We start from the raw sequence: 26,807 nt of genomic DNA on the forward strand, positions 1-26,807 counted from the left end.
TCAAGTATGGCTACCCAAAGCACAGGCGTTCTGCAGATCGTTGGCGCGGCTTACGGACTCAAGCAGGTCACCGCTCAGGTCATCAAGCAAGTCAACCGTCAGTCTTTTCCAGAAACCCTGTGTGTGTTGGCGAGCAGTCGGGCATTCGGCGACACCTGGATTGGCCACGAAAAGACGCTGACGGTCATTTATCGTTATGACGGCGGCCCGACGCTCGTGGCAACGGCTTCGGAAGGCCAGACGCTGAACATCGGCGCACAGCAGTTCGAGCAAGCCATCCGAACCCCTGCCTCAACCTCGGAAGACAGCACCGCCCAGCCGGCGCTGACCGTGTGGGGCGCCAGCTTCGGCTCCGCCGACGTAAGCGCGACAGTGCGCAACCTGGCCGACCATTCGACCGGAAGCTTGTCCCTGGTCGCCGACAGCACCACCCTCGGCGAAACCAGCAAGGAGAAGCGCAACACCTTCGTCATCGTGGCCAGCTACAGCGGCCAGGTGCCGTTCGTCGACATCGTCGTCGAGGGCAATCCCTATGCGCTCAGCTACCGCCCACCGCTGCACATCCTGAGCGCCTTCTATGGCCTGAAGGACGTCACCGACATCGTCCGCGCCAGCGTGAGCCGGCGCAGGCTGTCGGTCGCCGCATCCAGCAGCGTATTCGGCGATGGCTGGCCGGCCATGCGCAAGACCCTGCACGTGGTCTACCAGTACGCCGACCGCAAGCCGCAAATGGCCGCGACCACCGAGAACCAGATTCTCCACATCGATTACGACCCGGCCGCTCCCGCCGGGCAGGCGTCGCTCGACCCCCGCGCCCTGAACATCATCGCCGCCGCCTACGGACCGGTCGACGTCACGGAGAAGGTCGCCGCACTGGTGGAAAACGCCAGCCTGTCGTTCACGGCCGACAGCCCGACCTTCGGCGACACCTGGCCGGCCGCCGTCAAGTCGTTCTCGATGGTCTATAGCTGGGGCGTGGCGGCCGTTTCGAGCGTTAACGTGCCCGAAGATACGCCGGTCTCGATCACGCAGCCCGAGCCCGCGTTCACCACTGACAGAAACTACGTCTCGCTGGCCGGGCTGCTCGCCGCCGGCGACGAGATCAAGCTCCAGACCGCCGCAGGCGGTTACTGGTCGATCGCCGCCGACGGCCAGATCACGGCGCTCGAGACCTCGAGCGATGCGGCCGAGGTGTTTACCATCGGCATGCCCGAGGCCCAGGATGCCGCCGCCATCACCCTGCAATGCCGTGACGGCAGCTACGTGATCGCGAATAGCGACGGCCTCCTGCGTGCAGGCGGCAGCGCGCAGGAGGCACTCCAGTTGATGGCATCGCTCCAGGCCAATGGCGCCATCAATATCGGCGTCGTCGGTGGAGCGGGAGCGCCGTTCATCGCGGTGACCGCGAGCGGCGCCATCGCGGTGGACGGCAGCTACGATCCCAATTTTTCCACCTGCTTCAATCTGCTGCTGAGCCCTACGCATGCCGGCAATGGCAGCCATCTGCAAACCTTCGCCAGCGCGACGATGATGGATGGTCCGGTCGACATGAAGCTGGTGAAAGTGGTGTGGAAGCTCACTGGCGGCTGCTTTCTAGCGGCCGGTCTTGGTCGGCTGCTTGGCGACCAGCAGCAGATCGGGCCCGCCTTGTACCGCTTTCTGCGGCGCTATCCTGGCGTGATGAACAAGATCGCGATCCTGATCGCAACCATCGACTGCAACCGCGCAATGCCGGCCGGCGCCTTGCTCGGCGTGCTCAAGGCGATCCACGAAGCGGGCATTCTCATGCCGGTGCTGCGCATGACGCTTGCGACGACTGGATGGATGGCGATTTCGTGGGCCATCGTCACGATCCTGACGAAAGTGCAGGGCGGCGTCACGAGTGCCGGTGCGGCGGCGGGGGGCGAACTGGGCGAGAGCTTTTCTGGCTGGGCTTACGAGACCACGATGGATATGCTCGATTACATCAATTCAATGGGCGGTACGGCATTGATGCTGGCGTATGAGCGCATGATTGGCGCCGACCAGCAGGTCATGCGCCGTGCGCACGGTGGTGGCGTGTCCAGTCTGCGTGCGCGGATGGGAATGCAAGATCCTTCAGGGGCGTCCCTCGGACCCATGCCGCGCCCCTTTCCCACACACGCCTGAGTAGGGCGGGAGGCACTATGCCTGAGTCGTAGGTTTTTTCGCCGACGTGGTCGGCTCGGTTATACTGTGTTTTTATACAGTATTGGCTGTTTGACAGCCCACGAGCGTGACCAAGCCCACCCCCGCCGCCCAGCCCCCATCCCCCCAGGCGCTGCCCCCCTACGCCGAGTTGTTCTGCCTCTCGAACTTCTCGTTCCTGCAAGGGGCCTCGCACGCCGAGGAGCTGGTCGCGCGCGCGGTGCAGCTGGGTTACTTCGCGCTGGCGCTCACCGACGAATGCTCACTGGCCGGCGTCGTGCGCGCCCACGCCGAAGCGAAAAACGCCGGCCTGCCCCTGATCATCGGCGCCCACTTCCACCTCAAGAGCCTTGACGGCACCCCGGCCCCCTCCCTGATCCTGCTGGCGCAAAACCGCAACGGCTACGGCAACCTGTCCGAACTGATCACGATCGGCCGCACGCGCAGCGAGAAGGGCACCTACCTGCTCACGCCCGACGACCTGGCCAATCCCGTCCAGGAATACGCGCACCTGCAGCACATGCCCGACTGCCTGGCGATCCTGCTGCCGCCATACCCCGGCCACGAAGCCCAGGACGTCGACCGCCTGCACGCCCAGGCGGCATGGATGGCCACCACCTTCCCGGGCCGCGCCTGGCTTGGCCTCACCCAGCTGCACCGCGCTTTCGACGACGCCCACCGCGCCACGGTGGAAGAGGTGGGCTGGCAGCATGGCCTGCCGATCGTCGCGCTGGGCCACGTCTGCATGCACGTGCGCTCGCGTAAACCCTTGCAGGACACCCTGAGCGCGACCCGCATTGGCAAGCCGGTGGGCGCCTGCGGCTACGGCCTGGCGCAGAACGCCGAGCAGCACCTGCGCGCGCGCCTGCGCCTGGCCAATATCTATTCGCGCGAGGCGCTGGCCGAGACCGTGCGCATCGCGCGCCTGTGCACCTTCTCGCTCGACGAGCTGCGCTACGAATACCCGGATGAGGTGGTTCCCGAAGGCCACGATGCCAGCAGCTACCTGCGCAGCGAAACCTGGATCGGCGCGCACCGGCGCTTCCGCGACGGCGTGCCGGCCAAGGTGCAGGCCCAGATCGAGTACGAGCTCGAACTGATCGCCGACATGGGCTACGAACACTACTTCCTGACGGTGTACGACATCGTGCGCTACGCGCGCTCGCAGCACATCCTGTGCCAGGGCCGCGGCTCGGCCGCCAATTCCGCGGTGTGCTACTGCCTCGGCATCACCGAGGTCGACCCGGCCCGCGCCAGCCTGCTGTTCGAGCGTTTCATTTCGCGCGAGCGCAACGAGCCGCCCGACATCGACGTCGACTTCGAACACCAGCGGCGCGAAGAAGTCATCCAGTACATCTACAACAAGTACGGCCGCCAGCGGGCTGCGCTGGCGGCGGTGGTGATCAGCTACCGGCCCAAGAGCGCGCTGCGCGACAGCGGGCGGGCGCTCGGCATCGATCTCGCCATTGTCGAGAAGGTGGCCAAGACCCACCACTGGTTCGATAGCCGCGCGGATCTGCTGGGCCGCCTGGCCGAAAGCGGCCTCGACCCCGAGGCGCCGCTGTCGCGCCAGTGGGCCACGCTGGCGCAGTCGCTGCTGAACTTCCCGCGCCACCTCTCTCAACACCCGGGCGGCTTCGTGATCGCGAAGGGCAAGCTTTCGCGCCTGGTGCCGATCGAGAACGCAACGATGGTCGATCGCAGCGTCATCCAGTGGGACAAGAACGACCTCGAAGAACTGGGCCTGATGAAGGTCGATGTGCTGGCGCTGGGCATGCTGTCGATGATGCGGCGCGGGCTGGAGCTGGTCGGCCAGCGCTATGGCGATGTGTTCGAGATGCAGGACATCCCGCTCGAGGACAGCGCCACCTACGACATGATCTGCCAGGCCGACACCATCGGCGTGTTCCAGATCGAGTCGCGCGCGCAGATGAGCATGTTGCCGCGCATGTTGCCGCGCCGCTTCTACGACCTGGTGATCGAGGTGGCGGTGGTGCGGCCCGGCCCGATCCAGGGCGGCATGGTCCATCCCTACCTGCGCCGGCGCCAGGGGCTGGAGCCGATCGAGTATCCGAGCCCCGAGATGAAGGTCGCGCTCGGGCGCACCCTGGGCGTGCCGATCTTCCAGGAGCAGGTGATGCAGGTGGCGATCCTGGGCGCCGGCTTCACGCCGGGCGAGGCGGATCAACTGCGGCGCGCGATGGCGGCCTGGAAGCGCAAGGGCGGCCTCGAAAAATACTACGAGCGCATCGTGGGCGGCATGCTCGAACGCGGCTACAAGCAGGAATTCGCCGAGGCGATCTTCAGCCAGATCCAGGGCTTCGGCGAGTATGGCTTTCCCGAATCGCACGCGGCCAGCTTCGCGCTGCTGGCGTATGCGAGTTCGTGGCTCAAGTGCCACGAGCCGGCCGCTTTTCTCTGCGCGCTGCTCAACAGCCAGCCGATGGGCTTTTATAGTCCCTCGCAACTGGTGCAGGATGCGCGCCGCCACGGCATCGAGGTGCGGCCGGTCGACGTCGCCATCAGCGGCTGGGATTCGGCGCTGGAGGAATACGACCCCGTCGACCGCTCGCGCCAGCCGGCGGTGCGGCTGGGCTTCTCGCTGCAACGCGGATTGAAGCAGGAGGCGGCCGAGCGCATCGAGCAGGCGCGCGCCATACGGCCGTTCGACAGCGTGGCCGACCTGGCGCGGCGCGCGCATCTCGACCGGGGCGACCTGCAGGTGCTGGCCGCGTCCAACGCGCTGCGCTCGCTGGCCGGGCACCGGCGCGAGGCCTTGTGGCAGGCCTCGGGCGCGGCGCCCGACAAGGATCTGTTGCGCCCGACCGTGCCGCGCGAAGAGACGCCGGCATTGCAGGCGCCGAGCGAAGGAGAGGAAATCGTCGGCGACTACCGCGCGCAGGGATTGACGCTCGGCCGCCATCCGTTGGCGCTGCTGCGCGAGCGCCTGCTCAAGCAGCGCTTCATGCCGGCGTCGACCCTGATGGATTTCCAGGACGGCCAGCTGGCGCGCGCCTGCGGCCTGGTCACGGTGCGCCAGCGCCCCGGCACGGCCAAGGGCGTGCTGTTCATGACCCTGGAAGACGAGACCGGCAACGTCAATGTGATCGTGTGGCCGACCCTGGTCGAGCAGCAGCGGCGCGAGGTGCTGAGTGCGCCGCTGCTTGGGGTGTACGGCATCTGGCAGCGCCAGGGAGAAGTGCGCCACCTGGTGGCCAAGCGGCTGGTCGATATGTCGCACCTGCTGGGCGGGCTGGATGCGCGCAGCAGGGATTTTTGTTGATCAGGCAACGTTCATCCCAGGGCCGCCACGAAAGGCCTGGTTATTGTTGATAGAATGGAACCAGGGATGAAGAATGCTACGACAGGATGACCATGGATAAGACGGGCCGCAGCAAGGGCAGGGGAACGGGGCGCGCGACGCTCGAGCAGGTGGCGGGCATGGCGGGCGTATCGATCATGACCGCCTCGCGCGCGCTGAGCCAGCCTCAGATGGTCTCCGAGGTCACCCGGGTCAAGGTGGAGCGTGCGGTGGCGGAGCTGGGCTACGTGCCCAACCGCGCGGCGCGCGCGCTGGCCTCGTCGCAGTCGCACGTGATCGTGGTGCTGGTGCCGTCGTTCTCCAACGCCGTGTTCACCGCCGTCCTCGAAGGCATCCATGACGCCGTCGCGCCGGGCCAGTACCAGCTCCTGATCGGCAATACCTATTATTCGCAGGCCGAGGAAGAAAAGCTGCTGCGCACCTATCTGCAATCGAGCCCGGACGGCATCCTGTTCTCGAGCCAGGCCCACAGCCCGGCCGTGGCGAAGATGCTGGAAGCGTCGCAGGTGCCGTCGGTGTCGATGATGGACCTGTCGGACGAACCCGGCGCCCTGTCGGTCGGCTTCTCGCAGTTCGAAGCCGGCATGGAGATGACGCGCCACCTGCTCAAGAAAGGCTACCGCCGTATCGGCTTCATCGGCGCCCAGCTCGACGAGCGCACGCTGCGGCGCGCCGACGGCTATCGGGCCGCGATGGTCGAGGCCGGCCTGGCCGACCCGCGGCTCGAGCTGATGGTGCCGGAGCGCTCCACGATCGCGCTCGGCGCCGAGTTGATGGGGCAGATGATGGCGAACATGCCCGACTGCGACGCCGTCTTCTGCTGCAACGACGACCTGGCCCACGGCGCCGTCTATCACTGCCAGCGCCACGGCGTCCAGATCCCGCAGGAGATCGCCGTCTGTGGTTTCAACGACCTCCCTGCATCGGCATGGATGATGCCGTCGCTGACCACCATCGACACGCCGCGCTACCAGGTCGGCTTCGAGGCCGCCAGCCTGCTGCTGCAGGTGATCAAGGGCCAGGAACCCGAACGCAAGCGCATCGACCTGGGCTTTACCTTGCGCGAGCGCGAGAGCGCCTGAGCCGACGATGGTCAGTAGGTCTTATAAGGCAGGAATTTACCGGACAAGACCACGTTGACGCGGTCACCCTTCGGATCTTCGGTGCGCTGGATGTCCATCGAAAAATCGATGGCGCTCATGATGCCGTCGCCGAATTCTTCGTGGATCAGTTCCTTGATCGTGGTGCCGTACACGTTCACCAGCTCGTACCAGCGGTAGATCAGCGGATCGGTCGGCACCGCGGTAGGCAGCGAACCCTTATAAGGCACGATCTGCAGCCAGGCAATGGCTTCGTCGGATAGTTCGAAGATCTTGCCGACCGCCTCGGCCTGCTGCTTGTCCAGCGTCATCTGGCCGAGGCAGGCGGCGGTGGTCCATTCCTTCGACAGGCCGGTGGCCTCGGTCACGTCGCGCCACTTGATGCCCTTGCGGACCTTGGCGGACAAGATCATTTTAGTGACGTCTTCACGGCATGAAATCATATCGGGCTCCATCGATGTGGTGGTGGTAAAGGCGGATGCTCAGGCCGAAGCCCGGGCAGGGTAATGGTCGGGGACAGGCTGCGCATCGTCTTCCAGGCCGGGACGTACGATGCGCGTCGCCGAGGGCTCGGCGCCGTCGGCGCCGGACTGCTGCAGCATCTTCGAACGGCGCACCAGGAAATCGACCAGGTGGTTGCGGATCTTGTAGAACTGGGGATCGCGGTGGATCGTGGCGCGGCTGCGGTCGGCCGGCAGCGTGTTGACGACGATCTCGGCGATCTGCGCCCGGGGGCCGTTGCTCATCAAGAAAATGCGGTCGGCCAGCAGGATCGCTTCGTCGACGTCATGGGTGATCATGAAGACGGTCTGGCGCGTGGCCGCGCAGATGCCCAGCAGCTCGTCCTGGATCGTGCCGCGGGTGAGGGCGTCGAGCGCGCCGAACGGTTCGTCCAGCAGCAGCATCTTGGGTTCGACCGCGAAGGCGCGCGCGATGCCCACGCGCTGCTTCATGCCGCCCGAGAGCTCGGCCGGCTTCTTGCGCGCCGCGGCGCTCAGGCCCACCATCTCGATGAAGCGCGCGCCGTGCTCGCGCACCTTGTCGCGCGGCCAGTCGGGATGGCGCGAACGCACGGCGAAGCCGATATTGTCTTCCACGCTCAGCCACGGCAGCAGGGCGTGGTTCTGGAACACCACCCCGCGGTCCAGGCCGGGGCCGGTCACTTCGCGGCCGTCCATGATCACGGTGCCGGCGCTGGCCGCTTCGAGCCCGGCCAGCACGTTCAGGATGGTGCTCTTGCCGCAGCCGGAGTGGCCGATGATGCAGATGAACTCCCCGCGCTCGATCGCGAACGACACCTGTTCGAACACCGGCGGCTGGCCGGCGCGGTAGGTCTTGGCCAGGCCGTCGACCTGGACGAAGCGATCATTCGGCATAGGTCACCTTCTTTTGCAGGGCGGCGAACATCAGGTCCAGCGCCATGCCCACGACGCCGATCATGAGCACGGCGAACAGCACGTTCGCCAGCGACAGGTTGTTCCATTCGTTCCACAGGAAGTAGCCGATGCCGTTCCCGCCGATCAGCATTTCGGCGGCGACGATCACCAGCCAGGCGATGCCCATCGAGATGCGCATGCCGGTGATGATGGTCGGCGCCGCGGCCGGCAGGATCACCAGGAAGGCCTTGCGCAGCGGCGACACTTCGAGCGTGCGCGCGACGTTGAGCCAGTCCTTGCGCACGCCGGCCACGCCGAAGGCGGTGTTGATCAGCATGGGCCAGATCGAGCAGATGAAGATCACGAAGATGCCCGAGATCGACGAATCCTTGATCGTGTAGAGCGCGATCGGCATCCAGGCCAGCGGCGAGATCGGCTTGAGCACCTGGATGAAGGGATCGATCGCGCGGTACAGCAGCGGCGACATCCCGATCACGAAGCCGAGCGGGATCGCCACCAGCATCGCCAGCAGATAGCCCAGGGCGACGCGCACCAGAGAATGCGCCAGCTGGATGCCGACGCCGCGGTCGTTCGGGCCGCGGTCGTAGAACGGATCGGCCAGGTGGCCGCCCGCTATCTGCGCGAACTGCGACGGCGTGGGAAAGCCGCTGCCGGCGGTGGGCGCCGGGTCCGCCGAGGTAGCATCGACAGCGGCCGGCGCCTGTCCCATCAGGGCGGCGTACTCGGCTTCCTCGGCGCTCATCGCCGTCACCGGCGCCGTGGCGCGCGGCGCGGTGGCGATGTGCCAGACGCCGAGCAAGACCAGCAGCAGCGCCAGCGACAGCAGCGCCGCCTTGAACTTCATGTGCTTGTGCATGGATTCTTCCGTTCCAACTCAGGCGCGCTTGATCGCGAAGCTGTCCAGGTAGGCCTGCGGCTTGGCCGGATCGTAGGTCTTGCCCATGATCGTGAACGGGCGGTAGCCGCTTGCCGCGGCGGCCGGCGCCGGCATGCCGAGGGCCGCCATCTGCCTGCGCGCATCGGTCAGCAGGAACACCTGCTCGGCCAGCGCCTTGTAGTTGACGTCGCCTTTCAGGTAGCCCCAGCGCTTCATTTGCGTCAGCATCCAGGTCGCCATCGAATACCAGGGCAGGGCGTCGAAGTCGGCGCGGTCCGGCTCGTTGCGCACCTTGCCCAGGCCGTCGGCGAAGCGGCCGGAGAGTGCTTGCAGCACCACGGTCTCGGGCTGGTTCAGGTAGGCCGGCTTGCTGATGGCCTTGGCGATCTCGGCCCGGTTCTCGGCCTTGTGCGCCATCGCGGTGGCGTTCAGGATGGCGCGGTACAGCGCGGCGAAGGTGTTCGGGTTCTGGTCGATGAAGGCCTGCGAGGCGCCGAAGGCGCAGCAGGGATGGCCGTTCCAGATGTCCTTGGTGAGGATGTGGATGAAGCCGATCTGGTCGAACACGGCGCGCTGGTTGAACGGATCGGGGCCGAGGAAGCCGTCGATGTTCCCGGCGCGCAGGTTGGCGACCATCTCGGGCGGCGGCGTCACGCGCAGCTGGACGTCGCGGTCCGGGTCCAGCCCGTGCTCGGCCAGGTAGTAGCGCAGCAGGAAGTTGTGGACCGAATACTCGAAGGGGATCGCGAACTTGAAGCCCTTCCAGTTGCGCGGGTCGCGGTTGTTCTTGTGCTTGAGGCCGAGCGTGATCGCCTGGCCGTTGATGTTCTGGATGGTGGCGACGCGCATCGGCTGCGGCGTGCCGCCCTGGCCGATCGACATCGCCAGCGGCATCGGCGCCAGGAAGTGCGAAGCATCGAGCTCGCGGTTGATCATCTGGTCGCGCACCAGCGCCCAGCCGGCGGTCTTGCTGAGGGTGACGTTCAGGCCCTGCGCCTTGTACATGCCCATCGGGTCGGCCATGATCAAGGGGGTGGCGCAGTTGATCGGGATGAAGCCGATCTTGAGGTCCTTCTTCTCGAGCGCGCCCGTTTTTTCCATCGCATTGGCCTGCAGGCTGGCCAGCGGCAGCAGCGAACCGATCGCCGCCATCAGCGTCGGCGCGCCCACCGCCTTGATCAGGTTGCGGCGCGTCGCTTCATGCGGAAACAGGGCGCGCACCGCGGCCGCTTCGACGAAATCGCCCGACAACGCTTCGGCATCGCCGGCGCGCCGCAGCCTGGCGGCTTGCGCCTCGCGATCGTGCTCGTCCTGGGAACCATGCCGGCCGCAAGCGCAGCCGCAGCCGGTCAGGGAAGATTCGGTCGAATAAGGACGGTACAGATTCTCATCTTTCATTGGCGAAGACCCCTGATAGTGGTGATGACGCAAAAAGTGAAACTGCGAGGCGGGCGTGACCATGCCTGAGCATTGTCGACAGCAAGACCTGTGCCATCTGGAATCGTGTGGGGTTAAGCCATTCATTTCAAAGACGAAAACCGCTTTTTGCCTTGACAAGCGCCGGCCGGGCGGGGTGTGCGATTGCTGCCGACAGGCACCGGCGCCGCGCATCCGCCCAACCGTGGTGCATGATGCTTTACATCCTTCGTGCCCAGGCGCTACAATCGGCTGTATTGATGTTAGCGTTAACATGAGGCAATGACGACACAAGCGCGAGACGACAACAAGGGGACGGCCTGGGTAGTCATGGGCGTGAGCGGCTGCGGCAAGACCAGCATCGGCGAAAAGCTGGCCGCCGCGCTTGGCGTGCCGTTCATCGAGGGCGATGCCTTCCATTCGCAGGCCAATATCGCCAAGATGAGGGCCGGCACCGCGCTGACCGACGACGACCGCCGCGACTGGCTCCTGACCCTGCGCGACAAGCTCGCCGCACGCGAGGGCGGGGCAGTGCTGTCGTGTTCCTCGCTCAAGCGCGCCTATCGCGACCTGCTGCGCAGCGCCGGCGGCGACGTGCGCTTTGCCCACCTGGCCGGCGAGCGCGGCCTGCTGCTCGAGCGCGTCAGCAACCGCCCCGGCCACTACATGCCGCCATCGCTGCTCGACAGCCAGCTGAATACGCTCGAACCCCTGCAGCCGGACGAAGCCGGCATCACCCTCGACATCCGCGACAGCCAGGAACAGCTGGTCGCGCAAATCCTCGCCAGCGTCCGAACCTGACGCGGCGCCCTCCACCCCGTCGCATGCATATGCCGGCGGGATAATCGCACACGAAACGTTCACATCCGTTTGACGCCTCGCGAGAATCGGACTATATTTTTCTTTCCAGTTTGGAAAGGTTTCCAACTTCCATATTCCGCACGAATCCGCATGCATTCGAGACCAACGGCAAGTTGGCGAGGCGCGGCACGGCCATCCCGGCACGGCCGCATTTTCTTGTAGTGAGAACAAGAGGAGTCGACGTGAACAACCAGAACCAGAATCATCGCTCGAGATGGAAACCTTTCCATGTGGTTGCCGCCAGCATCCTGCTGGCGTGCGGCGCGCAGGCCGCGGCCAGCGTGACCAACCCGGTCATCGGCCAGCTGCTGTGGTCCGAGGAGTTCAATGGCAACAGCGTGAACACCGGTGTGTGGAACCTGCAGGACGGTAACGGCTGCCAGATCGGCCTGTGCGGCTACGGCAACGCCGAGCTGCAGTACTACAGCCCCAACAACGCCAGCATCGTCAACGTGCCGTTCGAATCGGGCACGCGCGCGCTGGCGATCCAGGCGCGCAGCCAGACGATCGGCAGCAATGTCTTCACCTCGGCCCGGCTCGACACCAAGAACAAGGTGCAGGTGCAGTACGGGATGATCGAGGTGCGCATGGCCACGCCGAACCTCGGCACCGGCTTGTGGCCGGCCGCGTGGATGCTGGGCGTCAGTCCGCAGACCTGGCCGCGCAACGGCGAGATCGACATCATGGAGATGGGCCACAAGGCGTCCGGCCGCGCCGAGGGCGGGGCGCCGTCGTCGAACCACTTCGTCGGCTCGAACGTGATCACCTGGCAGCAGGCCGCCTGCGTGCCCGGCAACGAAAGCTGCGCCGCCTCGACCGCGTGGCAGACCAAGAACTGGTACGTGCCCCAGAACTCGCTCGCGAACCGCTTCGTCACCTACCGCTTCTATTGGGACGAGAGCCAGATGCGCTTCACGACGGTCGACAACGGCGTCGAGCACAATATGTACAACGCGCCGCTGCCGGTCAATTCGAGCGCGCTGCAGGCGCCGTTCTACCTGCTGCTGAACATGGCCGTGGGCGGCAACTTCACCGACGCCGCCAACCCGGGCCAGGTCACGGCGCCGCTGCCCGCCACCATGTACGTCGACTACGTGCGCGTCTACCAGATGGACGGCAAGGGCCAGGTGAAGCTGGGCGACCAGACCGTGCCCGAAGTAGCCGGCAAGTTCGGCGTGTTCACCGACACCACGGCGGTCAACAACAAGCTGGTGGCAGGGACGAGTTCCGACATCTTCCTGTGGAACGCCGCCTCCACCGGCGCCGGCAACACCGCGCCGTTCGAAGGCAGCAACGTCATCGCCTGGAACTACACCACGCCGGGCCAGTGGTTCGGCGGCGGCATCCAGGCGCGCCAGGCGCGCAACCTGAGCAACTACCGCGCCAACGGCACCGTCAAGTTCCGCATCCGGATCCCGGCCAACGTCGGCTTCAGGATCGGCATCGGCGACACCTACACGAACCAGAACTGGGTCAACTTCCCGGCCAATACCACGGCCTATGGGTTGACGCGCAACGGCCAGTGGGCGCAGGCCTCGATTCCCGTCTCGACCCTGCTCGGGCCGCTGGTTGCGGCGCAGTCGCTTCACGACATCTTCATGATCTCGAGCATCGACGGCGCGCTGCCGTCATCGAGCTTCCAGTTCGCGATCGACGACATCGTGTGGGAGTCGGGCGGCGGCGGCGCCACGCCGCAGCCGGAGCCGAGCGGCCCGACCTCGGTCAGCCAGACCTCGTCGACGATGCTGCAGTTCCGCACCACCACCGGCGGCTGGGCCGACGTGCACTACACCGTCAACAACGGACCGCAGCAGAATGTGCGGATGCAGCTCAGCGGCGCCAACAACACGTACACGGCGGGCGGGCTGAAGATCGGGGACGTGGTGCGGTACTGGTTCACCTACTGGGACGCGCAACGCGGGTTCGCGGTGGATACGCAGCAGCAGACGCACACGATGCAGTAAGCTAGGGCACGCTTACCTCGAGCCGGTAGGTGCGGCCCGCTTCGATGTTGTCGACGCGGGCCGCAGGCAGGGCCACACCATCGCATGTCACCTCGACCCGGTCGACCGCGCCGCGCCTGATGTCGACCTCGAAGGTCGCGCCGCGGAAGCGCCGCGTCACCGTCATGCCATCCCAGCCGGACGGCAGCTGCGGCGCCACCGTCAGGCCTTTCAGGTCGCCCTTCAGGCCGCACAGCCCCTCGATCAGGCAGCGGTAGACCCAGGCCACGGTGCCGGTGTTGAACAGCTGGCTCGAGCGCCCGGCAGTGCGCGGATACTCCTTGTAGGCGCCGCGATAGTAGTTCGGGATGAACACCGGCAGCTGGCCGCGCTGCAGGTAATCGTCCAGGCCGGGGCCGGGGATCATCTTGCGCAGCGCGTCGAAGGCGCGGTCGGCTTCGCCGATCGTGTACAGGCTGTAGATGTAGAACACCGAGGCGTGGTTGTACACGGCGCCGTTCTCGGCCGAGCCGGGATGCTTCTGCGTGACGCGGCCGACATCCTCGCGCATGCTGCTATAGGGCGGCGCGAACATCTGCACGCCGTAGGGCGTGCGCAACTGCTCGTCGATCGCCTTCAACATCAGCGCGCGTTGTTCGGCGTTGGCGGCGCCCGACAGGAAGGCCCAGCTTTGCGGGTTCAGGTAGATGCGGCCTTCGGTATCGCTGGCGACGCCGAACTTGACGTCGTCGTCGGTGATGCCGCGCGCGAACCAGGCGCCGTCCCACAGGTGCGCTTCGGCGGCGCCGTTCATCGCCTCGGCGCCGGCGCGGTAGCGCGCCAGCGAAGCGGCGTCGCCGCGCGCGGCGCACACGTCGGCCCACAGGTTCAGCGCATAAGCCGCCGCCACCGTCAGCCAGCCCGAGACGCCGCGTCCCTTGTAGCCGACCATGTTCATCGGATCGCACCAGTCGCCCTGCTCGATATAGGACAGGCTGCGCGCATCGCGCCGCTGCAACAGCCAGTCCATCGCCAGCGAGATGCGCTCGAACGCGGTTTTCACGTCGCCGTCGTGGGTGGCGACCGGCGCATCGAGGATGGCGTCGTCGCCGGTTTCGTCGAGGTAGGCACGCAGGCATACCGGCAGCCACACGCAGTGGTCGGTGTGCGGGATCTGGTTGATGTATTTCAGTTCCGCGCCTTCGAACAGCAGGATCCCGTCCGGCATCGCGCCATTGGCTTCCTGCTGGCTCAGCGCATGCAGGAAGGCGGCGCGCGCCGCCGCCGGCTTGACGAAGGCCATGCCCATATTGTCCTGCAGGTAGTTGCGGGTCTGCGGGTCGGTGGAGAGGCGGTTGACGTCGCCGTGGTAATAGACCTGGCGCGCAAGCCAGGTGTTGACGAAGTTGTCGAGCTCGCGGTCTGGGGTCGCGATCCGGAGCACGCCTTCACCTTCGGCGATATAGGCCGCGTAGTCGCGCGCGGCGGCGGCGAAGCCTTGCTCGCTCAGGTATGTGTCGCGCAGGGACGCGATCTCGGCATCGTCGAAGGCGGGGCCGAACAGGAAGCGCCGCGTGGCCGCTTCGTTTGGCGCCAGCGCCAGCCGGTACTGGACCACGGCGGCCGGCGTCTCGTAGCGCGCGTCGCCGCAGCCCAGGCGTTCGCCCGCCAGCGCGGACGGCGCATGCAGGCCGCCTTCGCCCTCGAAGGCGATCTGGCCCGTCTCCCAGGCGTCCGGCGCCTGCTCGCATAGCAGCACCGTGCGGTCCTTGAACAGGCGGTTCTTGAAATAGTCTTCGAGCTTCTGGTACGGCGTAACGCTGGAGGCGACGATGCCGCCCAGGTCGTGGCGGTACTCGCTTGACTGGTTCATCCACGACATGTAGCCGATCGTGAAATAGGGATAGACGCTGATGCGGCGCGGGCGGTCCGACAGGTTCGTCACTTCCATCGACCACAGCTCGGCGACGTCGTCGACCGGCAAGCCGAGAACGAGGTCGATGCGGATGCCGAACTTCTCGACGGTCCAGCGCAGGTCGTGGCGGCCGACCGAGAATTCGAAGCGGTCGGTGCTAGCGCGCACCGGCTCGTAGGGCGCCGAGAACAGTTCGCCCGTGTCTTCGTCCTTCACGTAGAAGAAGCGGCCCGGATGGTGGGCGTAATAATGCTGCTCGGGCTGCATGAAGGACTTGGCCTGCATGTTCGGCGCATGCGAATACTTGCTCGGCTCCGGCTGCATGAACTGGGCGGTGGCATAGCCGCGGCAGGTCGACTGGATCATCATCCTGCGGTTCCACAGGAAGCCGCCGGCCTGCGGCATCGCGGTGGGGCTGGTGAGCACGTAGCGGTCGTCTTGCGGGTGCAGCATGGATGGAAACTCCTGTGTGTTCATGGCGCCGCCTTGCGCGCCGCCAGGTCCGCCTGGATGCGCGCCAGCAGCTTGCCGTCGAGGTGATAGAAGCACATGACCAGCACCGCCAGCAGGGCGAACGAGGCCGGCACGAAGGACATCAGCCACACGATGCCGGCCTGCGAGCCGGTCGTCTGCGCGGCGTTGGGTACATAGCCCAGCGCGGTGAAGACGGCGCCGATCACGCTCACCGCGACCGCGGTGCCGAGCTTTTGCGAGAAGGTGGCGGCGGCGAAGGTCATGGCGGTGGCGCGGCGGCCGGTGGTCCATTCGTTGTAGTCGGCGGTGTCGGCATACATCGAGAACGCCAGCGGCGACTTGGGGCCGAGCACGAAGCCGGTGGCCGCCTGCAGCGCGAACATCAGGTCGATGCGGTCGCCGGGGATCAGGAAGAAGGCGGCCGAGAAGACGGCGGTCGCGCTCATCAGGACGATCATGAGGACCTTCTTGTCGACGAAGCGCGTCATGAGCGGCGTGCAGGCGGCGCCGATGGCGGCGAAGATCATATAGGTCGGCACGAAGCTCGCCATCAGCTCGGGGCGTTCGACCACGTACTTGAAGTAATAGGCCGAGGTGGTGGTGCGCAGGGTGATGGTCACCATGATCACCAGGGCCAGCACGAACAGCACCACCCAGGGACGGTTGGCGGCCAGGTCGCGGATGTCGCGCAGCACGTCGCTCTTCTGGCCGGGCGGCGGGGCGATCCGCTCGCGCGTGTTGGCGAAGGTGATCAGGAACATCAGCGCGGCGGCGACGCTCCAGGCCACCATGGTCAGCTGCCAGCCGCGTTCATCGTCGCCGCCGCCCAGCCACCCCACCATGGCCGGCGTGGCGGCCGTCACCAGGGTGGAGCCGGCGAAGGCGAAGATGAAGCGCAGGCCGTTGATGGTGGAGCGTTCCTGCGGGTCGGCCGACATCACGCCGGACAGCGCGTTGTAGGGGATGTTGACGCAGGTGTAGAACACCATCATCGCCAGGTAGCTGGCGTAGGCCCAGACGAGTTTGCCGTCGGCGTCGAGGTCGGGCGTGGTGTAGGTGAGCACGGCGGCGGCGCCGAGCGGGATCGACATCCAGACCAGGTAGGGGCGGAACTTGCCGAAGCGCGTTGATGTGCGGTCGGCCGCGGCGCCGATCAGCGGGTCGGTGAAGGCGTTGATCAGCTTGATTGAGGCGAGCAGGGTGGCGGCCTGGGCCGCCGAGATGCCGAACGTGTCGGTGTAGAAGATCAGCAGGAAGGTCGCGATATTGGCCCAATAAAAATTGAAGCCCATATCGGCCACGCCATAGCTGAGCTTTTCGCGCCAGCCGAGAGCATTACCGATGCTTTTTTCTTCAGGAACCAGGGCTTCAGGCGCGCGCTTGAGCATGGTTTGTCTCCGTGTATATTTTTGTGCGACGACGGAGAGGAAACGTCCACCGTGCCTTGAATGATAACGCTAACATCAGCGGCAAGTATGCGGCGGGGTGAATGGAATGTCAACACACGCGTTGCGTCTGTTTCAGCCGGGAGGTGACAGTGTGCGCATCTTGATGAGGCAGACGACTGCTAGCATGAACTGTCCAGCCAACAGGAGAAGCAAAGTGTTCGCACCGCCATCAACGACTTTCTTGAAGAGCCAACTGTACGCTACTTTGCTGCTCGGCATCCTGGCAAGTCCATCCAGCCTCGCCTGTTACGCGCCTCCACGCGAGCAGATGGTCACACCTGAAGCGCAGATCGCCATGGCTACGGATGTCTCCGTCGCCAAAGTCGTCAGAGCGACGCCCACATCGATCCGCGGAGGTGGAGGACGCCTGACCGTTGAATACGAATTCGAAGTGCAAGAGCGCATCCGGGGCTTCCCCGCACAGCGGTTCATTATCGTTGGAGCAGCGGGAGAGACGCGATCGTCGCCGTCATCCCTTGACCACAGTGATGACAAGTTCTGGGGACGTGGAGGGGGACGCCTGTACAACGATTCCGACTGTGTGTTGCGACCGAACTTCGAGATCGGCGAAATGTATTTGATTTTCCGCGACAAGCCCGCCACCTGGCGCAGCTTCGAGTACATCGAAACCGTGCGCGGCCAGCCCAATCCAGACGACAGGTGGCTGGCCTACGTGAGGGAACAGCTGGAAAGCCGGAGCCAATGAAAAAGCCGCCGTGCCTGAAAAGGGACGGCGGCTTCATTTAGCGGCGAGAGACGGTCAGAACTCTTCCCATTCTGCCTCATTGACCTTGGCTGGTGCTGCAGGCTTGCCGGTGGCCTTGGCGGCTGCCGGCTTGGCGACAGGTGCTGGCTTGGCCGCCGCACGCGCCACCGGCTTGGCCAGCGCCGGCCGTGCCGGCGGACGCTTCACCGCAACCACCGGCGCCGCCGGGGTCACATACCGCGCATCGAGCTTGAACACATCGACCACCTGCGCCAGGCGCTGCGCCTGATCCTGCAGCGCCGCGGTGGCGGCGGTGGCTTCCTCGACCAGCGCCGCGTTCTGCTGGGTCGCGTTGTCCATCTGGCCCATGGCCTGGTTGACCTGGTCGATGCCGGTGATCTGTTCCTGGCTGGCCGACGAAATCTCGCCCATGATGTCGGTCACGCGCTGGATCGAGTCGACCACTTCGCGCATCGTCGCGCCGGTGTGGTCGACCAGCCTGGTGCCGGTGTCGACCTTTTCGACCGAGTCGCCGATCAGCTGCTTGATTTCCTTGGCGGCGGCGGCCGAGCGCTGCGCCAGCGTGCGCACTTCCGAGGCCACGACCGCGAAGCCGCGGCCCTGTTCGCCGGCGCGCGCCGCTTCGACGGCCGCGTTCAGCGCCAGGATATTGGTCTGGAAGGCGATGCCGTCGATGACCGCGATGATGTCGACGATCTTGCGCGACGAATCGTTGATCGAGCCCATGGTGGCGACTACCTGGTCGACCGCCTGGCCGGCCTGGGTGGCCACGCTCGAGGCGGCGATCGCCAGCTGGTTGGCCTGGCGCGCGTTGTCGGCGTTCTGGCGCACGGTGCCGGTCAGTTCTTCCATCGAGGCGGCGGTTTCTTCCAGCGCCGCGGCTTGCTGTTCGGTGCGGCTGGACAGGTCGAAGCTGCCGGCCGCGATCTCGCTCGAGGCGCCGCTGATGGTCTGGGTGCCGCTGCGCACTTCGTCGACGATCTTCGACAGGGACGTATTCATATGGCCCAGCGCGCGCAGCAGGGCGCCGGTTTCATCGGTCGCCCTGGTGTCGATCTCGACCGTCAGGTCGCCGGCCGCCACCTGTTCGGCCGCGTGCACCGCCTGGCGCAGCGGACGGGTGATCGAGCGGGTCAGCAGCCAGGCGAACACGCCGCCCAGCAACAGGGCGCCGGCGGCCAGCGAGCCGATCACGACGTTGCCGCGGGCCGCGGTGCTGGCGATCAGCCCGGCGCTGGCGGCGATGCGCTTGTGCTGCAGGTCGACCAGTTCCTTCACGCGTTCCTGGTAGGCCTTGGCCGTGGGATTGAATTGCTGGGTCAGGATCTGTTCCGCCAGTTCGACGTTGCCTTCGGCCTTGGCCTTGACCGCGCCATCGCGCGCCTTGCTGTAGGCGGCGCGGTGTTCCATGACCGACTTGAACAGGGCGGTTTCGTCGTCGCCGCTGATCAACGGTTCGATCTGTTTGACCAGGTCGGCCGACAGCTTGCCGGTGGCGGCCGAGTCTTCCTTGAAGAACTCGGTCAGCGACGGGTCGCTGCTCTTGACGATGGCGGCGGTGCGGCGCACGGCGGCGAAGATCTGGGTATACCACTCGGCGATCATGCGCTCCTTCGCCAGCGGTTCTGCCAGAATCGCCTCTGTCTCGTGGGCGACCTGGTTCAGGCGCCAGACGCCGACGGTAGCGATGATGACGGTCATCAGAAGCGTCAGGGCGAAGCCGGCGGCCAGGCGCGTACCGATGTTGAGTTTGATGAAATTGCCCATGTTTTGTGTAATTGAGATAGGGTTTTTTCCGCCGGAATGGCGGCATCCGTGCGGCGTTTGTCTTATGACACCAGAACTGTCTGTACAAATGTTGTCGGTAAAATATTGTCTCGTCCGACCGGTTACAATTATTGCCCAACTGAAACGAAAATGCACTCGGAATAGTGGTTTTGTGAACGGTCCACGACACTGTTTTTTGGGAACTTGCCGTCTTGATATGAAGAAGTATTTGCAGGATTAAGGTATAATTTCTATTTCCCGCGCGTGCCATTCGGCACCATCAGCACAATGACCAAATTCGTATTCGTCACTGGCGGCGTCGTGTCTTCCCTGGGCAAAGGGATCGCGGCCGCCTCCCTCGCCGCGATCCTCGAGAGCCGCGGCCTCAAAGTCACCCTGCTCAAGCTCGATCCCTACATCAACGTCGACCCGGGCACCATGAGCCCGACCCAGCACGGCGAAGTGTTCGTCACCGATGATGGCGCCGAGACCGACCTCGACCTCGGCCACTACGAGCGCTTCATCAGCACGCGCATGAAGAAGGTGAACAACTTCACCACCGGCCAGATCTATGAATCGGTGATCCGCAAGGAGCGTCGCGGCGAATACCTCGGCAAGACCGTGCAGGTCATCCCGCACATCACCAACGAGATCCAGGATTACATCCGCCGCGGCGCCGAAGGCGTCGACGTCGCGCTGGTCGAGATCGGCGGCACCGTGGGCGACATCGAATCGCTGCCGTTCCTGGAGGCCGCGCGCCAGCTGTCGCTGCGCTCGGGCCGCAAGGGCGCCGCCTTCGTGCACCTGACCCTGGTGCCGTACATCGCATCGGCCGGCGAACTCAAGACCAAGCCGACCCAGCACAGCGTGCAGAAGCTGCGCGAGATCGGCATCTCGCCGAACGCGCTGCTGTGCCGCGCCGACCGCCGCATCCCGGACGACGAACGCGCCAAGATCTCGCTGTTCGCCAACGTCGAAGAGCAGGCCGTGATCTCGGTGTGGGACGTGGACACCATCTACAAGGTGCCGCAAGTGCTGTGCGACCAGGGCCTGGACGACATCATCCTCGAAGCCCTGGGCCTCGAAGCGCCGAAGGCCGACCTGTCGATGTGGACCAAGCTGATTCACACGCTGGAAAATCCGAAGCACGAGATCACCATCGGCATGGTCGGCAAGTACGTCGACCTGATCGAATCCTATAAATCGCTGACCGAGGCGCTGCGCCACGCCGGCATCCACACCGAGAGCCGGGTCAATATCGAATACCTCGATTCCGAGGAGATCGAGACCCGCGGCTGCGAGCACCTGGCCAAGTACGACGCCATCCTGGTGCCGGGCGGCTTCGGCAAGCGCGGCGTGGAAGGCAAGATCATGGCCGCGCGCTACGCCCGCGAAAACAAGATCCCTTACCTCGGCATCTGCCTGGGCATGCAGGTCGCGCTGATCGAGTACGCCCGCAATATGGCCGGCCTGCCGAACGCGAACTCGACCGAGTTCGATCCGGAAACCGACCAGCCGGTCGTGGCCCTGATCACCGAGTGGCAGAACCACGACGGCAAGGTCGAGAAGCGCGACGTGAGTTCGGACCTGGGCGGCACCATGCGCCTGGGCGCCCAGACCTGCGCCGTCAATCCGGGCACGCTGGCGGCCGAGATCTACGGCAACGTCGTGACCGAGCGTCACCGTCACCGCTACGAAGGCAACAACTACTACCTGCCGAAGGTCGAAGCGGCCGGCCTGACCGTGTCCGCGCGCACTCCGAACGAAGACCTGTGCGAGATCATGGAACTCCCGCGTGACGTCCACCCGTGGTACATGGGCGTGCAGTTCCACCCCGAGTTCAAGTCGACGCCGCGCAATGGCCATCCGCTGTTCACCTCGTTCATCCGGGCGGCGCTGGCGCACCAGGCTTCCAACACCAATATCGCGGCAGGCGCGGCCAATGCGGCGCCCGCACTGCAAGGAGATGCAGCATGAAACTCGCTGGATTCGACGTCGGCCTCGAGCACCCGATCTTCCTGATCGCCGGCACCTGCGTGATCGAATCGCGCCAGATGGCGATGGACACCGCAGGCACGCTGAAAGAGATCACCTCGGCGCTGGGCATCCCGTTCATCTATAAATCGTCGTTCGACAAGGCCAACCGCTCGTCGGGCAAGTCGTTCCGCGGCCCCGGCCGCGAAAAGGGCCTGGAGATCCTGGCCGATGTGCGCCGCGAAATCGGCGTGCCGGTCCTGACCGACGTGCACGACGAAGAGATGATCCCCGAAGTGGCGAGCGTCGTCGACGTGCTGCAGACCCCGGCCTTCCTGTGCCGCCAGACCGACTTCATCAACGCCTGCGCGCGTTCGGGCAAGCCGGTCAACATCAAGAAGGGCCAGTTCCTGGCCCCTGGCGACATGAAGAACGTGATCGACAAGGCCCGCGCCGCCGCCCGCGAAGCCGGCCTGCCGGAAGATAACTTCATGGCCTGCGAACGCGGCGCCTCGTTCGGCTACAACAACCTGGTGTCGGACATGCGCGGTCTCGCCATCATGCGCGAATCGAACTGCCCGGTGGTGTTCGATGCGACCCACTCGGTGCAGCTGCCGGGCGGCCAGGGCACTTCGTCCGGCGGCCAGCGCGAGCACGTCCCGGTCCTGTCGCGCGCCGCCGTGGCGGCGGGAATCGCCGGCCTGTTCATGGAGACGCACCCCGACCCGGCCAATGCGATGTCGGATGGCCCGAACGCCGTGCCGCTGGGCCATATGAAGGAACTCCTGACCACGCTCGTCGAGATCGACCGCATCGTCAAGAAGACCGGTTTCATGGAAACCAAGTTCAAGTAATCGCAACTTCGGCGCGCCGCGCAGGTCCAGCAGACTGCACGCGCGCGCCCGTCACCCATTTCTACCCTTTCTGGAGACTGAGAAACATGAGTGCTATCGTTGATATTATCGGCCGCGAAGTCATTGATTCGCGCGGTAACCCGACCGTCGAATGCGACGTGCTGCTGGAATCGGGCGTGATGGGCCGCGCCGCGGTGCCGTCGGGCGCCTCGACCGGTTCGCGCGAAGCGATCGAACTGCGCGACGGCGATCCGAAGCGTTACTTCGGCAAGGGCGTGCTGCAGGCCTGCGAGAATATCAACACCGAGATCTCCGAAGCGATCATGGGCCTGGACGCCAATGAGCAAGCCTTCCTGGACCGCACCCTTATCGATCTCGACGGCACCGAAAACAAGAGCCGCCTGGGCGCCAATGCCATGCTGGCGGTGTCGATGGCCGTCGCCAAGGCCGCCGCCGAAGAAGCCGGCCTGCCGCTGTACCGCTACTTCGGCGGTTCGGGCGCGATGCAGATGCCGGTGCCGATGATGAACGTCATCAACGGCGGCGCGCACGCCGACAACAACCTGGACATCCAGGAATTCATGATCATCCCGGTTGGCGCTCCTTCGTTCAAGGAAGCGATCCGCTACGGCGCCGAGGTGTTCCACACCCTGAAAAAGATCCTGCACTCGAAGGGCCTGAACACCGCCGTCGGCGACGAAGGCGGCTTCGCCCCGTCGGTCGCCAACCATGAAGAAGCCATCAAGCTGATCATGCAGGCGATCGAGCAGGCAGGCTACGTGGCCGGCCAGGATATCGCCCTGGGCCTGGACTGCGCGGCCAGCGAATTCTTCAAGGACGGCAAGTACGTGCTCGAAGGCGAAGGCGGCCTGGCCCTGTCGGCAGCCGACTTCACCAACATGCTGGCGACCTGGTGCGACAAGTACCCGATCATCTCGATCGAGGACGCGATGGCCGAAGGCGACTGGGAAGGCTGGGCAACGCTGACCGCGGCGCTGGGCAAGAAAGTGCAGCTGGTGGGCGACGACCTGTTCGTCACCAACACCAAGATTCTGAAGGAAGGCATCCAGAAGGGCATCGCCAACTCGATCCTCATCAAGATCAACCAGATCGGCACCCTGACCGAGACCTTCGCCGCCATCGAGATGGCCAAGCGCGCCGGCTACACCGCCGTGATCTCGCACCGTTCGGGCGAAACCGAAGACTCGACCATCGCCGACATCGCGGTTGGCACCAACGCCCTGCAGATCAAGACCGGCTCGCTGTCGCGTTCGGACCGCATGGCCAAGTACAACCAGCTGCTGCGCATCGAGGAAGACCTGGGCGACATCGCCAGCTATCCTGGCCGCGACGCGTTCTACAACCTGAAGTAATCCACCTGGCCGGCGGGCGGGGAGGGCGCTTGCGCTTCCTGTTCTCCGGCCAGATCGCATCTTTTTTGCCGCCATGCGCCTGATCACGATCGCCCTCGCCGTCCTGCTCGTGCTGATCCAGTACCCACTCTGGCTCGGCAAGGGAGGCTGGTTGTCCGTGGCCGACATGCGGGGCCAGGTCGATGCCACGCGGCTCAAGACCGAACAGCTCACCGCGCGCAACGCCAAGCTGGCCTCGGAGGTCGAAGACCTGCGCGAAGGCCTGGGGGCGGTGGAAGAGCGCGCGCGCTACGACCTGGGCATGATCAAGCAGGGCGAGATCTTCGTGCAGGTGCTGCGCAAGAACGAGCAGCCGGTCGAGTCGATGACCGTGCCGCCTCCGCCGCCGCCGGCGAAGGATGGCGCCAAGCATGGCGCGACCCCGACCAACTAGTCAATCCCCATGAGTGAACAGCATTCCCCGTTTGACCCCGCCAGCCTCGATTCGCTCGATGCGATCGCGGACTGCCTGGCCGATGCCTTCGAAGATGGCGATGGCGCCGTCGTCGGCGCGGCGTTGAAGGCGGTGTCGCAGGCGCCGGGATTGGGCGCGCTGGCCGCCGCGGTCGGCGTGCCGCGCGAGCAGCTGGGCGCTGCCTTGGCGTCGGGCGAGTTCGACCTCGATCTCACGCTCGAGATCATGAAGGTGGTCGACTTGCATATGAGTGGTGGACGCAGCGGCGATTGAGCCGCTTGCAGGTCCGGTTCAACGCTGGTTGCGGCCCCTGCGGACCGCAACCCCACATCATCAGTTCTTCGAATCCGACGACGCTTCACCCTGGGTATGGCCCGCGCCCTGCTCCAGGAAGGCGCGCAGCATCCACGCATTCTTCTCGTGCACTTCCATGCGATTGGCCAGCATGCCGGCGGTCGGCTGGTCGTCGGCGGCATCGGCGATGCGGAAGGCCGCACGCGCGGTGCGCGCCACCGCTTCCTGGCCCGCGACCAGCTGGCGGATCATTTCTTGCGCGCCCGGCACGTCCGCTTCTTCCTTGATGGTCGACAGCTCGGCGTAGCGCTTGTAGGTGCCCGGTGCGAAGTGGCCCAGGGCGCGGATGCGCTCGGCGATGTCGTCCAGCGCGTTCCACAGCTCGGTGTACTGTTCCTGGAACATCACGTGCAGGGTCTGGAACATCGGGCCGGTCACGTTCCAGTGGAAGTTATGGGTCTTCAGGTACAGCATGTAGCTGTCGGCCAGGACGTGCGACAGCGAGTCGACGATTTTTGCGCGGTCTTCGGTGCTGATGCCAATATCGATGTTCATGTGCTTCCTCCGTAAGTCAGTGATGTTTAGATGGTGTCGCTGTTCGAAAATGCAACAGTGTCAAAGATGCATCAGCTTACCACTTCGGCGAAAAAGTCGTAGGACATCAGGCGGGGTAACGCTGCTCCGGCAGACCATTACTAGTCGGATACAAAGAGAGAGACCATAATAAGTCGTCTGCTACCCTAATATTTATTAGGGTATTATGATACCTAACGCTGCCCGGCTACTTGCTTGGCTGGCTTCTTGGCTACCTACTTATTTGGCAACCTGGCTGCCTCCACTACGATCCGTTGGCAGGAAAATCGAGCGATGAACAAGATTGACGCCATCAAGACACTTTCTGTGCTGGACCAGCGGGGCGTGTACGTCTTTTCCAAGAGCGACCTTGCCAAGGCATTTCCGAGCGAAAAAGAAAAAGCCCTTGAAAAGTCCTTGCAACGACTGGTATCCGATGGAATCCTCGAGCGGGTCGCGAAGGGCGTCTATATCAATCCCATGGCCAGATCCATGAAGGGGCGGGTCATCGAGGACATCGCGTCTGTCTTGAGGCGCGGTCATTTTTCGTATGTGAGCAGGGAGTCGATGCTGTCCGAGTATGGTGTCATCTCTCAAGTTCCCGTGAGCCGGATCACCCTCATGACCACAGGCGCAAACGGCGTATATGAGACCCCGTACGGCGTCATCGAATTCACGCATACCAAGCGCCCACCAGCGGAACTCGTCAAACGCACGACGTCGATGAAGGGGCGCCCGCTGCGTATCGCTACGAAGCGGGCGGCTGTTGCCGACCTCATGCGCTCCGGGCGAAACACAAATATGATTGACGCAAGAGAGCTTTCTGATGCCTGAAAACTTCAATGATCTGGTCGACCTGGCAATGCAGCAGCCAGGCCGCACGGCCATGCGTCCCGTCGTCGAGAAAGAGATTCTCCACTACGATATCTTTTATTCGCTCGACCGGGCCGGTTTGCTCAATGACCTGGTCTTCCAGGGCGGGACATCCTTGCGGCTCTGCCGCGGATCGAACCGGTTCAGCGAAGATCTCGACTTCGCGGGAGGCCGCGACTTCACGTCGCAAAAAATGCAGGCAATCAAAGCCTGTATCGAAAAGCATCTGGGCGGAAGATATGGACTCTTGGTCGAGGTTAAGGAACCCAAGGAAATGGCTGCTCTGCCAGACTACGAGAACGTTCGAGTCGACAAATGGCAGGTCAGTGTCGAGACGTCTCCCGAGCGGCGTGACCTTCCACGCCAGCGTATCAAGTTGGAGATCGCGAATGTTCCCGCCTATACGCGTGAGCTGGTGCCATTACGGCAGAACTATGACTTCCTGTTGGGTTACGGTCAGCTGCTGGTCAATGCGGAATCGATCGATGAAGTATTGGCTGACAAAGTGGTGGCCTTCCCGGCCTCGGTCAAGAATATTCGCTACCGGGACATCTGGGACATTGCCTGGCTCGTCCAGCAGGGAGCGGCACTGGAGCCCTCGCTCGTCGAGCGCAAGGTCGCCGACTACCATATCGATGGCTACGTGGGACTATTGGATGACGCGATCGCCAGGCTTCCCGGGCTGGTCGATGGCAAGCCTTTCGTCGAGCAAATGACCAGATTTATCGATGCGGACACGATCGCACGGACGCTGGGCGACGCCAGGTTTTCGGTCTATCTCAAGAGTACGGTCAGCCAGGTGCTTGGCGCCATGACGGCCCATCTTCACGGAGAGCAGGGTGCGCTCGCCCACGGTTTCAGGATGTAGCCGATAGTGCGTCGCAGCTCGATGCGCTTGCCATGCGCCCCCCTGGACAGGCGTAATGTTCGGCGGCACCACGGCGTGGACCGATCGCTGTCGACATCGTCGAGCGAGGGCGCCGCGGTGCGCTGACCGGA

At 64.8% G+C, this 26,807-nt stretch carries 21 protein-coding genes; 13 read left to right on the forward strand and 8 right to left on the reverse strand.

Annotated features, from left to right (window positions below; genetic code table 11):
* Positions 1-6: 6 nt before the first annotated feature.
* The 3 genes from LO55_RS12980 (at position 7) to gntR (ending at position 6,570) form a co-directional block, all read left to right on the forward strand.
* A complete protein-coding gene (locus LO55_RS12980) occupies positions 7-2,148 on the forward strand; it encodes a hypothetical protein (RefSeq protein ID WP_071361764.1) in 2,142 nt (713 codons plus the stop codon).
* A gap of 106 nt (positions 2,149-2,254) precedes the next feature.
* Positions 2,255-5,449, forward strand: a complete 3,195-nt coding sequence (locus LO55_RS12985) for an error-prone DNA polymerase (RefSeq protein WP_071361765.1) — start codon at positions 2,255-2,257, stop codon at positions 5,447-5,449.
* A 92-nt stretch (positions 5,450-5,541) separates the two neighbouring features.
* The gene (gene gntR / locus LO55_RS12990) at positions 5,542-6,570 is read left to right on the forward strand and encodes an HTH-type transcriptional regulator GntR (protein ID WP_071363781.1); all 1,029 of its coding nucleotides are present in this window, start codon (positions 5,542-5,544) and stop codon (positions 6,568-6,570) included.
* A gap of 11 nt (positions 6,571-6,581) precedes the next feature.
* On the opposite strand, the gene cynS is transcribed toward gntR, so the two are convergent.
* From cynS to LO55_RS13010, 4 genes are read right to left on the reverse strand one after another with little or no spacing between them, the layout of a single operon-like run.
* Positions 6,582-7,031 (reverse strand): cyanase, encoded by a 450-nt coding sequence (gene cynS, locus LO55_RS12995; protein ID WP_071361766.1) that lies wholly within the window; start codon positions 7,029-7,031, stop codon positions 6,582-6,584.
* Between the two features lie 39 nt (positions 7,032-7,070).
* Entirely contained in the window at positions 7,071-7,964 is an 894-nt protein-coding gene (locus LO55_RS13000) for an ABC transporter ATP-binding protein (protein ID WP_071361767.1), read from the reverse strand.
* A complete protein-coding gene (gene ntrB, locus LO55_RS13005) occupies positions 7,954-8,841 on the reverse strand; it encodes a nitrate ABC transporter permease (RefSeq protein WP_071361768.1) in 888 nt (295 codons plus the stop codon). The genes LO55_RS13000 and ntrB overlap by 11 nt, the downstream gene beginning before the upstream one ends.
* 18 nt (positions 8,842-8,859) lie before the next feature.
* Positions 8,860-10,260: a CmpA/NrtA family ABC transporter substrate-binding protein gene (locus LO55_RS13010; RefSeq protein WP_071361769.1), complete on the reverse strand. Its 1,401-nt coding sequence runs from the start codon at positions 10,258-10,260 to the stop codon at positions 8,860-8,862.
* Between the two features lie 300 nt (positions 10,261-10,560).
* On the opposite strand from LO55_RS13010, the gene LO55_RS13015 reads away from it, so the two are divergent.
* Together LO55_RS13015 and LO55_RS13020 are read left to right on the forward strand one after the other, a co-directional pair.
* Positions 10,561-11,079: a gluconokinase gene (locus tag LO55_RS13015; protein ID WP_071361770.1), complete on the forward strand. Its 519-nt coding sequence runs from the start codon at positions 10,561-10,563 to the stop codon at positions 11,077-11,079.
* 242 nt (positions 11,080-11,321) lie between these two features.
* Positions 11,322-13,103, forward strand: a complete 1,782-nt coding sequence (locus tag LO55_RS13020) for a glycoside hydrolase family 16 protein (protein WP_071361771.1) — start codon at positions 11,322-11,324, stop codon at positions 13,101-13,103.
* Position 13,104: 1 nt separating this feature from the next.
* Here LO55_RS13020 and LO55_RS13025 read toward each other — a convergent pair whose 3' ends face one another.
* On the reverse strand, positions 13,105-15,450 hold the full coding sequence (locus LO55_RS13025; protein ID WP_071361772.1) for a GH36-type glycosyl hydrolase domain-containing protein: 2,346 nt from the start codon (positions 15,448-15,450) through the stop codon (positions 13,105-13,107).
* Between the two features lie 20 nt (positions 15,451-15,470).
* Positions 15,471-16,859, reverse strand: coding sequence for an MFS transporter (locus LO55_RS13030; RefSeq protein WP_071361773.1), 1,389 nt, complete (start codon positions 16,857-16,859; stop codon positions 15,471-15,473).
* 214 nt (positions 16,860-17,073) lie between these two features.
* On the opposite strand from LO55_RS13030, the gene LO55_RS26350 reads away from it, so the two are divergent.
* Positions 17,074-17,625, forward strand: coding sequence for a hypothetical protein (locus tag LO55_RS26350; protein ID WP_143054516.1), 552 nt, complete (start codon positions 17,074-17,076; stop codon positions 17,623-17,625).
* A 54-nt stretch (positions 17,626-17,679) separates the two neighbouring features.
* Here LO55_RS26350 and LO55_RS13035 read toward each other — a convergent pair whose 3' ends face one another.
* Positions 17,680-19,413, reverse strand: a complete 1,734-nt coding sequence (locus LO55_RS13035) for a methyl-accepting chemotaxis protein (RefSeq protein WP_071361774.1) — start codon at positions 19,411-19,413, stop codon at positions 17,680-17,682.
* Between the two features lie 288 nt (positions 19,414-19,701).
* On the opposite strand from LO55_RS13035, the gene pyrG reads away from it, so the two are divergent.
* From pyrG to LO55_RS13060, 5 genes are all read left to right on the forward strand, one after another.
* Complete coding sequence (gene pyrG / locus LO55_RS13040) at positions 19,702-21,390, forward strand: CTP synthase (RefSeq protein WP_071363782.1); 1,689 nt, start codon at positions 19,702-19,704, stop codon at positions 21,388-21,390.
* Positions 21,387-22,241, forward strand: a complete 855-nt coding sequence (gene kdsA / locus LO55_RS13045) for a 3-deoxy-8-phosphooctulonate synthase (RefSeq protein ID WP_005662822.1) — start codon at positions 21,387-21,389, stop codon at positions 22,239-22,241. The genes pyrG and kdsA overlap by 4 nt, the downstream gene beginning before the upstream one ends.
* Before the next feature lie 86 nt (positions 22,242-22,327).
* On the forward strand, positions 22,328-23,614 hold the full coding sequence (gene eno, locus LO55_RS13050) for a phosphopyruvate hydratase (RefSeq protein ID WP_005662820.1): 1,287 nt from the start codon (positions 22,328-22,330) through the stop codon (positions 23,612-23,614).
* Between the two features lie 73 nt (positions 23,615-23,687).
* Positions 23,688-24,047 (forward strand): cell division protein FtsB, encoded by a 360-nt coding sequence (ftsB, locus tag LO55_RS13055; RefSeq protein WP_071361775.1) that lies wholly within the window; start codon positions 23,688-23,690, stop codon positions 24,045-24,047.
* Positions 24,048-24,056: 9 nt separating this feature from the next.
* Positions 24,057-24,341 (forward strand): helix-turn-helix domain-containing protein, encoded by a 285-nt coding sequence (locus LO55_RS13060; protein WP_071361776.1) that lies wholly within the window; start codon positions 24,057-24,059, stop codon positions 24,339-24,341.
* A gap of 60 nt (positions 24,342-24,401) precedes the next feature.
* Here LO55_RS13060 and LO55_RS13065 read toward each other — a convergent pair whose 3' ends face one another.
* Positions 24,402-24,917, reverse strand: coding sequence for a Dps family protein (locus tag LO55_RS13065; protein ID WP_005662814.1), 516 nt, complete (start codon positions 24,915-24,917; stop codon positions 24,402-24,404).
* 312 nt (positions 24,918-25,229) lie between these two features.
* Here LO55_RS13065 and abiEi point away from each other — a divergent pair, with 312 nt between their 5' ends.
* Complete coding sequence (abiEi, locus tag LO55_RS13070; RefSeq protein WP_071361777.1) at positions 25,230-25,769, forward strand: type IV toxin-antitoxin system AbiEi family antitoxin; 540 nt, start codon at positions 25,230-25,232, stop codon at positions 25,767-25,769.
* The gene (locus LO55_RS13075) at positions 25,762-26,676 is read left to right on the forward strand and encodes a nucleotidyl transferase AbiEii/AbiGii toxin family protein (RefSeq protein ID WP_071361778.1); all 915 of its coding nucleotides are present in this window, start codon (positions 25,762-25,764) and stop codon (positions 26,674-26,676) included. The genes abiEi and LO55_RS13075 overlap by 8 nt, the downstream gene beginning before the upstream one ends.
* The last annotated feature ends 131 nt before the right edge of the window (positions 26,677-26,807 follow it).

Origin of the sequence: Massilia timonae, assembly GCF_001866515.1 — a bacterium.
Lineage (GTDB): Bacteria > Pseudomonadota > Gammaproteobacteria > Burkholderiales > Burkholderiaceae_D > Telluria > Telluria timonae.